This is a genomic window from Ancylobacter novellus DSM 506 (genome assembly GCF_000092925.1).
GTDB lineage: Bacteria > Pseudomonadota > Alphaproteobacteria > Rhizobiales > Xanthobacteraceae > Ancylobacter > Ancylobacter novellus.
This window is the reverse complement of the sequence record NC_014217.1, coordinates 318,173-332,196: the sequence shown is the minus strand read 5'-3', so window position 1 is coordinate 332,196 and position 14,024 is coordinate 318,173. Positions and strand designations below refer to the sequence as shown.

The following is a 14,024-nucleotide window of genomic DNA, read 5'->3' as shown; positions in this document are numbered from 1 at the left end:
CCATGGCGGTGAAGTCGTCGGGGCGCTGGCTGGTCCTCTCCGTCCCCTATCTCTGGCTGCTGGCGCTGTTCCTGGTGCCGTTCCTGATCGTCTTCAAGATCAGCCTGTCGACGGACGCCATCGCCCAGCCGCCCTATGAGCCGATCTTCGACCTGTCGGCCGGCTGGGACGCCTTCAAGGAAGCCTTCGCCCAGCTCTCCTTCGAGAATTATTCCTACGTCCTGAGCTGGGACAACGAGTTCATCGAGGCCTACGGCTCGTCGCTGTGGATCGCCGGAGTCTCGACCTTCCTCTTGCTGCTGGTCGGCTACCCCATCGCCTACGGCATGGCGCGGGCGCCGAAATCCATCCGCCCGACGCTGTTGATGCTGGTCATCCTGCCGTTCTGGACCTCGTTCCTGATCCGCGTCTATGCGTGGATCGGCATCCTGTCGCCGGAAGGGCTGCTCAACCAGCTATTGATGGCGCTCGGCATCATCTCGCCGGACGCGCCGCTGCAGATCCTCGCCACCAACACGGCGGTCTATATCGGCATCGTCTATTCCTACCTGCCCTTCATGATCCTGCCGCTCTACTCGGCGCTGGAGAAGATGGACGACACGCTGCTCGAGGCCGCCGCAGATCTGGGCTGCCCGCCCTTCGCCGCGTTCTGGAAGATCACCTGGCCGCTGTCGCTGCCGGGCGTCTTCGCCGGCTGCCTGCTCTGCTTCATCCCGGCGGTGGGCGAGTTCGTCATCCCCGACCTGCTCGGCGGCTCGGACACGCTGATGATCGGCAAGGTGCTGTGGACCGAGTTCTCGGTGAACCGCTCCTGGACCGTCTCCTCGGCGGTGGCGGTGCTGCTGCTCATGGTGCTGGTGATACCCATCGTCTTCTACCAGAACCTCCAGGCCCGCGAAGTGGAGGGACGGTGATGCGCAAGGGTCTCTCCTGGTTCAACACCACCTCGATCGTGCTGGGCTTCGCGTTCCTCTACATCCCGATCGTGCTGCTGGTGATCTACTCCTTCAACGCCTCGCGGCTGGTGACGGTGTGGGCCGGCTTCTCCTTCCACTGGTACGTGCAGCTATTCCACAACGAGCAGCTGCTCGACGCCGCCTGGGTGACGCTGCGCGTCGCCTTCCTCCCGCCAGCATCGCCACCATCCTCGGCACCATGGCGGCGATCACCCTGACCCGCTACGGCCGTTTCCTCGGGCGGACGCTGTTCTCGGGGATGGTCTATGCGCCGCTGGTGATGCCGGAGGTGATCACCGGCCTGTCGCTGCTGCTGCTCTTCGTCGCCATCGGCCTCGACCGCGGCTTCTGGACCATCACCCTGGCGCACATCACCTTCACCATGTGCTTCGTCTCGGTGGTGGTGCAGTCGCGGCTGGTGACGTTCGACCGCTCGCTGGAGGAAGCCGCGCTCGACCTCGGCTGCACGCCGTTCCGGACCTTCTTCGTCATCACCCTGCCGATCATCCTGCCCGCGGTGGTGTCGGGCTGGATGCTGGCCTTCACTTTGTCGCTCGACGACCTCGTCATCGCCAGCTTCACCACGGGTCCCGGCGCGACCACGCTGCCCATGCGCATCTACAGCCAAGTGCGCCTCGGCGTGACGCCGGAGATCAACGCCGCCTGTACCATCCTCATCGCCATCGTCACCGTCGTCGTCATCATCGCCTCGATCATGACCAAGCGTCAGGAGATGGAGCGGCAGAAGGCCGAGCGGCTGGCGGCGGCGGGATAGCGGGGACGGCCGCGGTCCGAGCGGGCCGCGGCGTCCGCGCGCTGCTATGATGGGCGATCGGACACGAATCGGATCGCCGGAACCGCCATGCCCCTGCGCCTGCTCCCCTCCACCCTGGTCGACCGCATCGCCGCGGGCGAGGTGGTGGAGCGTCCGGCGGCGGCGCTGAAGGAGATCGTCGAGAACGCGCTCGATGCCGGCGCCACCCGCATCGAGGTGGTGATCGACGGCGGCGGCCGCCGGCTGATGCGGGTGACCGACGACGGCTGCGGCATGAGCGCGGACGAGCTGGCTCTGGCCGTCGAGCGCCACGCCACCTCCAAGCTCGACACCGAGGACCTCCTTTCCATTGCCACGCTCGGCTTTCGCGGCGAGGCGCTGCCCTCGATCGGCGCGGTGGCGCGGTTGTCCATCACCAGCCGCCCGCGCGGCTCCGACACCGCGCATGAGATCCGCGTCGAGGGCGGGGCGAAGTCGGCGGTGAAACCCGCCGCTCTCGGTTTCGGCACCCGTGTCGAGGTCCGCGACCTGTTCTTCGCCACCCCGGCGCGGCTGAAATTCCTGAAATCCGAGCGCGCCGAGACCGCGGCGGCGGTGGATGCGGTCAAGCGCCTGGCGCTGGCCCGTCCCGATGTCGGCTTCATCCTGGTCACCGATGACCGCCCGCCCGTCACCTGGCCGGCGCGCTCCGCCGATGCGGCCGGCCGGCGCGCCCGCATCGCCGACGTGCTCGGCCATGAGGTCGGCGCCAATGCGCTCGACATTGACGGCCTGCGCGAAGGGGCAAGGCTCTCCGGCCTCGCTGGGCTTCCGACCTACGCCAAGGCCAATTCGCTGTCGCAGTACCTGTTCGTCAATGGACGGCCGGTGCGCGACAAGGTGCTGATCGGCGCCATCCGCGCCGCCTATGCCGACCTGCTGCCCAGCGACCGCCACCCGGTGACGGCGCTGTTCCTCGACCTCGATCCGCACGAGGTGGACGTGAACGTGCATCCGGCCAAGACCGAGGTGCGCTTCCGCGACGCCGGCAATGTCCGCGCGCTGATCGTGCGCACGCTGACCGACGCCCTGGCGCTCGGCGTGCCGCGCACCGCCTCGACGGCGGCGGAGAAGCTGGCGCAGTTCGCCCGCCCCGAATTCCGGCAAGGTGCTGGCAATCCGCCGCGCCCCGGCAACTATGACTGGACCCGCTCCTGGGCGGCGCCGGACGTCGCCCCGCGTGAGGCCTCTCCCGCGGGTTTTCGCGAGGAGGCGGCGGGCTTCGACTTCGGGCTGGGCCTCGCGCTCGCCCCTTCGGCGGACGCCCGCGCCAATGCCGCGCCGCCGGCGCCGGACCTGATGGAGCGCCCGCTGGGCGCCGCCCGCGCGCAGTTGCACGAGACCTACATCATCGCCCAGACGAAGGACGGCGTGGTCGTCATCGACCAGCACGCCGCGCATGAGCGCATCGTCTACGAGAAGCTGAAGGCCGCGATGGAGCGCGACGGCCTCGCCCGGCAGATGCTGCTGGTGCCGCTCGTGGTCGAGCTCGACCCCTCCGACGCCGCCCGCCTCGCCGAGCGCGCCGCGGCGCTGGAAAAGCTCGGCCTCGTCCTCGAGCCCTTCGGCCCCGGCGCGGTGCTGGTGCGCGAGGTGCCCTCCCTCCTCGGCGATGCCGACGTCTGCGCCCTCGTCACCGAGCTCGCCGAGCACGCCGCCGAATGGGACGACGCGCTGCCGCTGGAACGGCGCCTTCTGCACATCGCCGCCACCATGGCCTGCCACGGCTCGGTGCGCGCCGGCCGGCGGCTGCGCGTCGAGGAGATGAACGCCCTGCTGCGCGAGATGGAAGAGACGCCCAACGCCGCGCAGTGCAATCATGGCCGGCCGACCTTCGTCACGCTGGCGCTCGCCGACATCGAACGCCTCTTCGCGCGGCGATAGGCTTTCGCGTAAGGTGCCTGCGTAATGGCGTTCGATACCGATCATCCCGCAAGCTGGTACGCCGCGACGGCGCACCATCTCTCCCCCTTCCCGCCGCTGGCGGGTACGGTCCGCACTGACGTCTGCGTCATCGGCGGCGGCTATACCGGCCTCTCCGCCGCGCTGCACCTCGCCGAGGCCGGGCTGTCGGTGGCGCTGCTGGAAGCCTCGCGCCTCGGCTCCGGCGCCTCGGGCCGCAATGGCGGGCAGATCCATTCCGGCCAGCGCCGCGACCAGGACTGGCTGGAGGCGCATGTCGGGCTCGACGACGCCAAGGCGCTGTGGCGGCTGGCTGAGGACGCCAAGGCGCTGCTGCACCGGCTCATCGCCCGCCACATGATCGATTGCGACGTGAAGCCGGGCCTGATCGTCGCCGATCACAAGCCCTCCTATGTCGCCCACAGCCACGCTTATGCGCGCAAGCTCAACGAGGTCTACGGCTACCCGCACGCAGCCCCGCTGACCCGCGAGGAGCTGCGCGAGCTGGTCGGCTCCGACGCCTATTATGGCGGCATGATCGACCGCGGCGGCGGCCATCTGCACCCGCTCAACCTCGCACTGGGCCTCGCCAAGGCCGCGCACACGGCCGGCGCGCGGCTGTTCGAGCAGTCGCGGGCGCTGCGCATCAATGAGGCCGGCGACAAGGTGAAGGTCTCGACGCCTAGGGGCGTGGTCGAGGCCGATTGGGTGCTCGAATGCGGCGACGGGCTGCAGGACGGGCTCGACAAGCGCGTCGACACCCATGTGATGCCGATCGCCAACTACATCGCCGCCACCGAGCCGCTGGGCGAGCGGGGGCGGGAGATCATCTCGAATGGCGCGGCGGTGGCCGACAGCCGCTTCGTGGTGAACTATTATCGCCTCTCCGGCGACGGCCGGCTGCTGTTCGGCGGCGGCGAGAGCTATACGCGCCGGCTGCGGCCGAACCCCGGCGAGTTCGTGCGCCCCTATATGCTCAAGGTCTTCCCGCAGCTTGCCGATGTGCGCATCGACTATGGCTGGGGCGGGCTGCTCGGCATCACCATGACCCGCATGCCCTTCGTGCGCCGCCTGTCGCCGCGCGTGCTCACCGCCGCCGGCTATTCCGGCCAGGGCGTGATGCTGGCGCCGTATTTCGGCAAGATCCTCGCCGAGGCGGTGAAGGGCCAGCTCGGCCGCTTCGACCTGCTGGCCGGCCTGCCGGTGCCGCCCTTCCCCGGCGGCCCGCTGATGCGCTGGCCGCTGCTGGTCGCCGGCATGAGCTATTACGCGCTGCGCGACCGGCTGTGAGGGCGGATTGATCGAGCTGGAGAGCTATGCCCGCGAGATGCTCGCCTTCGTCGAGGCGCATGCACACTGGGCGCCCTACATTGCCTTCGCGCTGGCCTTCGGCGAATCCATCGCCGTGCTGTCGCTGTTCTTCCCCGCCACCTTCGTGCTGATCGGGCTAGGCCCGATCATCGAGGCCGGCGGCGCGCCCTTCGCGCCGGTCTGGGCGGCGGCGGTCGCCGGAGCGTCACTGGGCGACGCGTTGTCCTACTGGATCGGCCGCCATTTCAAGGACAGCGCCCGCCATATCTGGCCGCTGCGCAACTATCCGGAGATGCTGGCGCGCGGCGAGCGCTTCTTCCGCAGCTATGGAAGTTGGAGCGTCTTCATCGGCCGCTTCTTCGGGCCCTTACGCGCCGTGGTGCCGCTGGTCGCCGGCATGTTCGGCATGCCGCACCTGATCTTCCAGATGGCGAACGTCACCTCCGCCATGGTCTGGGCCTTCCTCCTGCTCGCGCCCGGCGCGGCGGCGGTGAAGCTGCTAGGGTGGTGATGGCTTCCATCACAAATCAGCATTTGCACGTCCGCCTCTCTTCGCGCGAGAGTTGAGACGGCGGTCTTGCCTCGATTGCCGCCCCCGTCACGGCGAAACGCAAGATGGGCTGCCGGTGCGGGGTTGGCGGTCATCCTGACACAACAAAACCGCCGCTCCAGGTATTCGTCATGCCGGCCCATCGGGTCTTGCCTTCGGCAAGCCCAAGGGCAGGCTCCGCGAAGCGGAGAGCCGGGATCGCTCTCCAACGTTTGCGCGATCCCGGATCGGCCTGCGGCCGTCCGGGATGACGACGTCTCTGGAACTGAAACGCACATGGCCGGGACTAACCCGGCCATGACGTTGTCCGTAGGAGTTGCAGACCAAGCTCAGTTCTTCGTCTTGTCGACCAGCTTGTTCTTGCCGATCCACGGCATCATGCCGCGCAGCTTCTCGCCGACTTCCTCGATCTGGTGGGCGTCGTTGATGCGGCGGATGCCCTTGAAGCGGGCGGCGCCGGCGCGGTACTCCTGCATCCATTCCGAGGTGAACTTGCCGGTCTGGATGTCGGTGAGCACGCGCTTCATCTCGGCCTTGGTCTCGGCGGTGATGATGCGCGGGCCGGAGACGTACTCGCCCCACTCGGCGGTGTTGGAGATCGAGTAGTTCATGTTGGCGATACCGCCCTCATAGATGAGGTCGACGATCAGCTTCACCTCGTGCAGGCACTCGAAATAGGCCATCTCCGGGGCGTAGCCGGCTTCCACCAGCGTCTCGAAGCCGGCGCGGATCAGCTCGACCAGGCCGCCGCAGAGCACGACCTGCTCGCCGAACAGGTCGGTCTCGCACTCTTCCTTGAAGGTGGTCTCGATGATGCCCGAGCGGCCGCCGCCGACGCCGGAAGCGTAGCTGAGGCCGAGGTCGAGCGCGTTGCCCGAGGCGTCCTGATGCACGGCGACGAGGCACGGCACGCCGCCGCCCTTCTCATATTCGCCGCGCACGGTGTGGCCGGGGCCCTTCGGCGCGATCATGAGGACGTCGACGGTGGACTTCGGCTCGATCAGGCCGAAATGCACGTTGAGGCCGTGGGCGAAGGCGATCGCCGCGCCGTCGCGGATGTTGGGGGCGATCTCGTTCTTGTAGATGTCGGCCTGCAGTTCGTCCGGGGTGGCCATCATCATCAGGTCGGCCCACTTGGCGGCCTCGGCGACGCTCATCACCTTGAGGCCGTCGGCCTCGACCTTCTTGGCGGTCGCCGAGCCCGGCTTCAGGCCGATGGCGATGTCCTTGACGCCGGAATCCTTGAGGTTCAGCGCATGGGCGCGGCCCTGCGAGCCGTAGCCGATGATGGCGACCTTCTTGCCCTTGACGAGGTTCAGGTCGGCATCGCGATCGTAATAAACGCGCATGGGTGTCTCCTTTGTCACGCGTTGGTCTGGTTCCGGCCCGGACCCGTCTTTTCCGTGCCGCAGAGGGTGAGAAACTGGTCGGTCGCGCGGGCCGCATCCCGCTCGATCTCGCTGGGCGAGAGGCTGAGGCGGTCGCCCAGCAGCACGCGGATCTGCACGTCGCGGCCGACGAGGCCGATGAAGGTGCGGAAGGCGGTCTCGGTGTCGTCGAAATCGAGCAGCCCGGCCTCGCGGCCGGCGTCGAGCAGCGGTTTCAGCCGCTCGCCTATGGCGAAGCGCCCGTTCGCCAGCATGATGGCGCCGAGGTTCGAGCCGCGCGTGCCGGCCTGGCTGATGGCGAAGCGGTTCAGCGCGACCGAGGTCGGGCTGGAGATCACGCCGAGCCAGTTGGCGGCGAAGCGGATCAGGCTGTCCCGCAGCGCAAGGATGTCAAGCCGGGTGCGGTCATAATTGCCGGCGCGCACCTTGGAGGCCTGCCAGCGCACCGTGGCGGTGAGCAGCCCGTCACGGTCGCCGAACCATTTGTAGAGGCTTTCCTTGGAGCAGCTCGCGCGCCGCGCCACGGCGGTCATGGTGACGTCGCCGCCCTGCTCCACCATCAGCGCCAGCACGGTGTCGAGCACCGCCTGCTGGCGTTCGGTGAAGGTCTCGCCCGCTGGATCGGGTGGCGTCGTCATGCGGGAAAATGTCCGTACCGTACGTTACGGTTCCGTCTACAGCAGGGCGCCCCGCTCCGCAAGTAGAGTCCGTCCCGCCGCGCCGGCCCTCGAAATTTCACGCTGCGGAAGCTATCTGAGCGGAGCCGTGCCATTGCCGAACGGAGACCGTGATGAGCCTTCCAACTGCCGCCGAGATCATCGCCTTCTGGCGCGAGGCCGGGCCGGACAAATGGTTCGAGAAGGACGACGCCTTCGATGCGGCCATCCGCGCCCGCTTCCTCGCCGCCCATGAGGCCGCCGCCGCCGGCGAGCTCGACGGATGGGCGCAGACGGCGGAAGGCAGCTACGCACTGCTGCTCCTGCTCGACCAGTTCCCGCGCAACCTGTTCCGCAACTCACCGCGCGCCTTCGCCACCGATGAGAAGGCGCGCGCCGTCGCCGACCACGCCGTCGCGCAAGGCTTCGACATGGAGTTCGACACGCTGGAACGGCGCTTCATCTACATGCCGTTCATGCATTCGGAGGCGCTGGCCGACCAGGAGCGCTGCATCGCCCTGTGCGAGGCGTCGGGCGACGAGGAAGGCACCATGTACGCGGTGATCCACCGCGACATCATCCGCGACTTCGGCCGCTTCCCGCACCGCAATCCCGTGCTCGGCCGCGACACCTCGGAAGAGGAGCACGCCTTCCTCAAGGCCGGCGGCTTCGCCGGCTGACACCTCAAGGCTGGCGGCTTCGCCGGCTGAGGCTACATGCCGTCCGGGCCGCGGCCTATGGCGGCGACGCCGGTGCGCGAGACCTCGACGAGGCCGAGCGGCTCCAGCAGCGAGACGAACTGGTCGATCTTCTCCGGCTTGCCGGTGATCTCAAACACGAAGCTCTCCAGCGTCGTGTCCACGGTGCGGGCGCGGAAGCTCTCGGCGATCAAGAGCGCCTCCTGCCTGATCTCGCCCTTGCCGCGCACCTTGATGAGGGCGAGCTCGCGCTCCACCGCCTTGCCGACCACGGTGAGGTCGACGACCTTGTGCACCGGCACCAGCCGGTCGAGCTGGCTCTTGATCTGCTCGATGATCGGCGGCGCGCCGGTGGTCACCACGGTGATGCGCGACAGGTGCGAGGCGTGGCTGACCTCGGAGACGGTGAGGCTGTCGATGTTGTAGCCGCGCCCGGAGAACAGGCCGACGATGCGGGCAAGCACGCCCGGCTCGTTGTCGACCAGCATGGAGAGGGTGTGGCGTTCGGCGGGTTCTTGGACCGGGGGCATGGGGAACTCTGAAAAGGCGCTACTGAAAAAGTCGGGATCGGCGTCAAGTCTTCTGTCTGTCATCCCCGGGCTTGGTCCGGGGATCCACGAATTCGGCCGGCTTTAAGTCGTGGATGGCCGGGCCAAGCCCGGCCATGACGTGGTTACAGCGGCCGAGCCGTCACACCAGCATCTTGCCTTCCTCGCTGATGGCCTCGTCGAGCGCCTCGGGATGATCGGGCAGGATCATCTCGTTATGCGGCTTGCCCGACGGGATCATCGGCAGGCAATTCTCCATCTTGTCGACGAGGCAGTCGAACAGCACCGGCCGGTCGACATTGATCATCTCCTGAATGGTGCCGTCGAGGTCGGCGGGGTTGGAACAGCGCAGGCCCACCGCGCCATAGGCTTCCGCCAGCTTCACGAAGTCGGGCAGCGATTCCGAATAGGAATGCGAATAGCGCCCGCCATGCAGCAGGTCCTGCCACTGGCGCACCATGCCCATATACTCGTTGTTCAGCACGAAAATCTTGACCGGCAGGTTGAACTGCAGCGCGGTCGAGAGTTCCTGCAGGCACATCTGGATCGAGGCCTCGCCGGCGATGTCGATGACGAGGCTGTTCGGATGTGCCACCTGCACGCCGATGGCGGCCGGCAGGCCGTAGCCCATGGTGCCGAGGCCGCCGGAGGTCATCCAGCGGTTCGGCTCCTCGAAGTGGAAGTGCTGCGCCGCCCACATCTGGTGCTGGCCGACCTCGGTGGTGATGTAGACGTCCTTGTCCTTCACCGCATCGTAGAGCGCCTTGACCGCCTGCTGCGGCTTGATGATGCGGTCGCCCGGCTGGAAGGCCAGCGACTTGCGCGCGCGCCAGCGGTCAATCTGGCCCCACCAGGAGGCGATCGCCTGCCGGTCGGGCTCGACCTTCATGCCGCGCCAGACGGTGAGGATGTCCTCCAGCACATGCCTGACGTCGCCGATGATCGGCAGGTCGACCTTGACGTTCTTGTTGATCGAGGACGGGTCGATGTCGATGTGGATCTTCTTCGAGTTCGGCGAGAAGGCGTCGACGCGGCCGGTGATGCGGTCGTCGAAGCGCGCGCCGATGCACAGCATGACGTCGCAGTCATGCATGGACATGTTGGCCTCGTAGGTGCCGTGCATGCCGAGCATGCCCAGCCACTGCTTGTCGGAGGCCGGGAAGGCGCCGAGGCCCATCAGCGTCGAGGTCACCGGATAGCCGGAGAGGCGAGCGAACTCGCGCAGCAGGCGGCTCGCCTCGGGGCCGGAATTGATGACGCCGCCGCCGGTGTAGAGCACCGGCCGCTTGGCCTTGGCCAGCAGCTCGACCGCGGCCTTGATCTTCTCCGGGTCGCCCTTCAGGCGCGGCTGGTAGGTCTTGTGCTGGATGTTCTCGGGGCCGACATACATGCCCTTGGCGAACTGCACGTCCTTCGGGATGTCGACGACGACCGGGCCGGGACGCCCGTTCTGCGCGACATAGAAGGCCTCGTGCATGATGCGCGCGAGGTCATTGACGTCGCGGACCAGGTAGTTGTGCTTGGTGCAGGGCCGGGTAATGCCGACCGTGTCGCACTCCTGGAAAGCGTCGGTGCCGATGAGATGCGTCGGGACCTGGCCGGTAATGCAGACGAGCGGGATGGAATCGAGCAGCGCGTCGGTCAGGCCGGTCACCGCATTGGTGGCGCCGGGACCGGAGGTGACGAGGACGACGCCGACCTTGCCGGAGGAGCGGGCATAGCCTTCCGCCATGTGGACCGCGCCCTGCTCGTGGCGCACGAGCACATGGCGGACCTGGTTCTGGTGGAACATGGCGTCGTAGATCGGCAGCACCGCGCCGCCGGGATAGCCGAACATGTGCTCGACGCCCTGATCGATCAGGGCCTGCATCACCATTTCGGCGCCGGTCATCTCGCGCATCATGGTCTTGTTCCTTTTGAACTCGTCGTTCGTTGCTGCTGTTCGAAGGTCCAGAAAATCAAAAGGCCCCGTCAGGGGCCATTTTTCCGCGCGTCACCGTTGGGCGGAGCAGCCGTCAGGCAAGCTCCGCGGCGACGCGCCGTCCTACGATAAGGATAATATTCTTGCGCATCTGAGCGCCGCTCCTTCGTAAAGTTGCGCGACCTGTACAGGTACCCGCTTCTCGCGTCAAGCCGGTCCGCAACCTGACGCAGAGAATGCATGCGGATCGCGCACTTTTCGTGGCAGGCGAAGGCCGCTATACCGCCCGCGGGATGATGGAATCCGGCCTGGGAGTTCAGCCTGTCATGACGCAGATGCGGCTCGTCGTCGTCGGGGCTTCGGGACGGATGGGTCGGGTGTTGATCCGCGCCGTCGACGAGGCTCCGGACCTGCTTCTCGTCGGCGCCATCGACCAGCCCGGCAGCGAGTTCATCGGCCGCGACGCCGGCGAGCTCGCCGGCCTGCCGCCGCTCGGCGTCAAGATCTCGGACGACGCGCTCACCCATTTCGCCGCTGCCGACGGGGTAATCGACTTCACCGTGCCGCAGGCGACGGTGGGCTATGCCGCGCTCGCCGCGCAGGCCCGCATCGTCCACGTCATCGGCACCACCGGCTTCTCGCCCGAGGACGAGGAGAAGATCGCTGCCGCCTCGCGTCATGCCGCCATCGTCAAGTCCGGCAATATGAGCCTCGGCGTGAACCTGCTGGCGGCGCTGGTGCGGCGGGTGGCGCGCACGCTCGACGAAGGCTTCGACATCGAGGTGCTCGAAATGCACCACAACCGCAAGATCGACGCGCCATCCGGCACGGCGCTGCTGCTCGGCCAGGCGGCGGCGCAGGGGCGCGGCGTCACGCTGGAGGAGAACGGCGTCTTCACCCGCCACGGCCACACCGGCGCGCGCAAGGCCGGCGACATCGGCTTCGCCACGCTGCGCGGCGGCTCGGTGGTCGGCGAGCACAACGTCATCTTCGCCGGGCAGGCCGAGCGCATCGAGCTCGCCCACAAGGCCGAGGACCGGGGCATCTTCGCCCGTGGCGCGCTCGCGGCCGCCCGCTGGGCGCGCGGGCGCAAGCCGGGGCTCTATTCCATGGCCGACGTGCTCGGCCTCGCCGACTTCTGATCCACTGGAGACCGATCGATGTCCGAACGCCTTCTCGTGCTCGTCCGCCACGGCCAGAGCGAGTGGAACCTGAAGAACCTGTTCACCGGCTGGCGCGACCCGGACCTGACCGAGCTCGGCGTCGAGGAGGCGAAGACGGCGGGCAAGCGGCTGAAGGCGGACGGCTACACCTTCGACATCGCCTTCACCTCCAAGCTGTCGCGGGCGCAGAAGACGCTGGACCTGGCGCTGGCCGAGCTCGGCCAGACCGGCCTGCCGACCATCGAGAACCTCGCGCTGAACGAGCGCGACTATGGCGAGCTCTCCGGCCTCAACAAGGACGATGCCCGCGTGAAGTGGGGCGAGGAGCAGGTGCATATCTGGCGCCGCTCCTACGACGTGCCCCCGCCCGGCGGCGAGAGCCTGAAGGACACCATCGCCCGCACCCTGCCCTATTACGTCACCGAGATCCTGCCCAAGGTGCTTCAGGGCAACCGCACGCTGGTGGTGGCGCATGGCAATTCGCTGCGGGCGCTGATCATGGTGCTGGAGAAGCACACGCCGGAGAGCATCATGAAGCGCGAGCTTCTGACCGGCGTGCCGGTGATCTACCGGCTGAAGCCGGATTCCACCATAGAGAGCGTGGTCGATCTGGCGGGTTGAGCCGCCCGCGGAGGCGGCTTGCGAAGACGACATCGTGTCCCATATGAGCAGCGTGAAGACGGCTTCCCCCGTTCCGGGATCGCAGTCGGGACGGCCCGATATGCAGAGGAAGACCGTCATGCGTACCCCCGCCGACCGCATCCGCCACGTCGTCATCTTCGAGATCATCGCCCTGTCGATCATCACGCCCCTCGGGGCGTGGGTGTTCGGCCTGCCGATGACGGAGATGGGCGTGGTCGGCGCCGGCGCCGCCCTCATCGCCGCCAGCTGGAACTACCTGTTCAATCTCGGCTTCGACCACGCGCTGGCGCGGCTGCGCGGCTCGGTGCGCAAGACCCTCGGGCTGCGCGTCGTTCACGCGCTGTTGTTCGAGGCCGGCCTGCTGGCGGTGCTGGTGCCGTTCATCGCCTGGTATCTGCGCATCGGCCTCGTCGAGGCGTTCCTCATGGACGTCGCCCTGGCGGGCTTCTTCCTGATCTACGCCTTCCTGTTCAACTGGGCCTATGACGTGATCTTCCCGGTGCGCGAGACGCGCCGCCGGCCGGTGCCGGCGGAGTAGAGGCCCCGCGCCGAGCACGCCCTATTTGCAGAGCTGGCCCGCCTCCCAGCCGAGTATCGCCCGCTTGCGGGTGAGACCCCAGTGATAGCCGGTGAGGTCGCCGTTCTTGCCGAGAACGCGGTGGCAGGGCACGACGAAGGACATCGGGTTCTTGCCGATCGCCGCGCCGACCGCGCGCGCGGCGCTCGGCCGCTCGACGCAGCTGGCGATGTTGGAATAGGTGGTCGCCTTGCCGAGCGGAATTCGCATCAGCGTCTCCCACACCCGCACCTCGAAATCGGTGCCGATGAAGACGATGCGCAGCGGATCGTCGAGGCTCCATTTCTGCGAATCGAAGATGCGCGCCGCGTAGGGCGCGGTGGCGATCGGGTCCTCGATGTAGAGGGCGTTCGGCCAGCGCCGGCGCATATCGGCGAGCGCCTTGTCCTCCTCGCCCTCGTCGGCGAAGGCGAGGCCGCACAGGCCGCGCGGCGTCACCATGGCGAGCGCCATGCCGAATTGCGAGGCGTGGAAGCCGTAGCGCACCACGAGGCCGGCGCCGCCGGTCTTCCATTCGCCCGGCGACATGGATTCGTGCACGATGAACAGGTCGTGCAGCCGGCCGGGGCCGGAGAGGCCGAGCTCATAGGCGGCGTCGAGCACATTGTCGGATTCGGTCAGCACCCGCCGCGCCGCGTCGATGGTCACCGCCTGAAGGAAGTCCTTCGGGGTGAGGCCGCACCAGCGGCGGAACAGGTCGGTGAGCGCGCGCGGGTTGACCCCCGCGGCGCGGGCGATCTCCTCCACCTCCGGCTGGTCGCGGAAGCGCAGGTTCACATATTCGACCGCACGCCGCACGATCTCGTAGTCGTGGGCGGCGATTTCCAGCGGGTGGGCGGCGTCGAGATTGGGAGCAAGCACAGGCAGTCTCCTCTTGCTGGACCTATCCGAGCACGCC

At 67.8% G+C, this 14,024-nt stretch carries 13 protein-coding genes and 1 pseudogene; 9 read left to right on the top strand and 5 right to left on the bottom strand.

Features of this window, described 5'->3' with window-relative positions; translation table 11 throughout:
* The first annotated feature begins 2 nt into the window (after positions 1-2).
* The 5 genes and pseudogenes from SNOV_RS01700 (at position 3) to SNOV_RS01680 (ending at position 5,494) form a co-directional block, all read left to right on the top strand.
* Positions 3-914 carry an ABC transporter permease gene (locus SNOV_RS01700; protein ID WP_013165173.1) on the top strand — a complete coding sequence of 304 codons (912 nt, stop codon included), beginning with the start codon at positions 3-5 and terminating at the stop codon, positions 912-914.
* Positions 914-1,731: pseudogene (locus SNOV_RS01695) on the top strand (ABC transporter permease subunit). The gene SNOV_RS01700 and the pseudogene SNOV_RS01695 overlap by 1 nt, the downstream one beginning before the upstream one ends.
* 87 nt (positions 1,732-1,818) lie before the next feature.
* A complete protein-coding gene (gene mutL, locus SNOV_RS01690) occupies positions 1,819-3,654 on the top strand; it encodes a DNA mismatch repair endonuclease MutL (protein ID WP_013165172.1) in 1,836 nt (611 codons plus the stop codon).
* A 24-nt stretch (positions 3,655-3,678) separates the two neighbouring features.
* Complete coding sequence (locus SNOV_RS01685) at positions 3,679-4,962, top strand: NAD(P)/FAD-dependent oxidoreductase (RefSeq protein WP_013165171.1); 1,284 nt, start codon at positions 3,679-3,681, stop codon at positions 4,960-4,962.
* A gap of 7 nt (positions 4,963-4,969) precedes the next feature.
* The gene (locus SNOV_RS01680; protein ID WP_013165170.1) at positions 4,970-5,494 is read left to right on the top strand and encodes a DedA family protein; all 525 of its coding nucleotides are present in this window, start codon (positions 4,970-4,972) and stop codon (positions 5,492-5,494) included.
* A 368-nt stretch (positions 5,495-5,862) separates the two neighbouring features.
* On the opposite strand, the gene ilvC is transcribed toward SNOV_RS01680, so the two are convergent.
* Complete coding sequence (ilvC, locus tag SNOV_RS01675) at positions 5,863-6,882, bottom strand: ketol-acid reductoisomerase (protein WP_013165169.1); 1,020 nt, start codon at positions 6,880-6,882, stop codon at positions 5,863-5,865.
* A 14-nt stretch (positions 6,883-6,896) separates the two neighbouring features.
* Positions 6,897-7,559: a TetR/AcrR family transcriptional regulator C-terminal domain-containing protein gene (locus SNOV_RS01670; protein ID WP_013165168.1), complete on the bottom strand. Its 663-nt coding sequence runs from the start codon at positions 7,557-7,559 to the stop codon at positions 6,897-6,899.
* Positions 7,560-7,711: 152 nt separating this feature from the next.
* On the opposite strand from SNOV_RS01670, the gene SNOV_RS01665 reads away from it, so the two are divergent.
* The gene (locus tag SNOV_RS01665) at positions 7,712-8,257 is read left to right on the top strand and encodes a DUF924 family protein (RefSeq protein WP_013165167.1); all 546 of its coding nucleotides are present in this window, start codon (positions 7,712-7,714) and stop codon (positions 8,255-8,257) included.
* Between the two features lie 32 nt (positions 8,258-8,289).
* On the opposite strand, the gene ilvN is transcribed toward SNOV_RS01665, so the two are convergent.
* Positions 8,290-8,805 carry an acetolactate synthase small subunit gene (ilvN, locus tag SNOV_RS01660; RefSeq protein WP_013165166.1) on the bottom strand — a complete coding sequence of 172 codons (516 nt, stop codon included), beginning with the start codon at positions 8,803-8,805 and terminating at the stop codon, positions 8,290-8,292.
* A 160-nt stretch (positions 8,806-8,965) separates the two neighbouring features.
* Positions 8,966-10,726, bottom strand: a complete 1,761-nt coding sequence (locus SNOV_RS01655) for an acetolactate synthase 3 large subunit (protein ID WP_013165165.1) — start codon at positions 10,724-10,726, stop codon at positions 8,966-8,968.
* Between the two features lie 353 nt (positions 10,727-11,079).
* On the opposite strand from SNOV_RS01655, the gene dapB reads away from it, so the two are divergent.
* From dapB to SNOV_RS01640, 3 genes are all read left to right on the top strand, one after another.
* Positions 11,080-11,886 (top strand): 4-hydroxy-tetrahydrodipicolinate reductase, encoded by an 807-nt coding sequence (gene dapB, locus SNOV_RS01650; RefSeq protein WP_041782679.1) that lies wholly within the window; start codon positions 11,080-11,082, stop codon positions 11,884-11,886.
* 18 nt (positions 11,887-11,904) lie between these two features.
* Positions 11,905-12,528, top strand: a complete 624-nt coding sequence (locus SNOV_RS01645) for a 2,3-bisphosphoglycerate-dependent phosphoglycerate mutase (RefSeq protein WP_013165163.1) — start codon at positions 11,905-11,907, stop codon at positions 12,526-12,528.
* 118 nt (positions 12,529-12,646) lie between these two features.
* Positions 12,647-13,087, top strand: a complete 441-nt coding sequence (locus tag SNOV_RS01640; protein WP_013165162.1) for a PACE efflux transporter — start codon at positions 12,647-12,649, stop codon at positions 13,085-13,087.
* A gap of 21 nt (positions 13,088-13,108) precedes the next feature.
* Here the strand turns inward: SNOV_RS01640 and SNOV_RS01635 are convergent, their stop codons facing one another.
* Entirely contained in the window at positions 13,109-13,987 is an 879-nt protein-coding gene (locus SNOV_RS01635; protein WP_013165161.1) for a methylated-DNA--[protein]-cysteine S-methyltransferase, read from the bottom strand.
* Between the last annotated feature and the right edge of the window lie 37 nt (positions 13,988-14,024).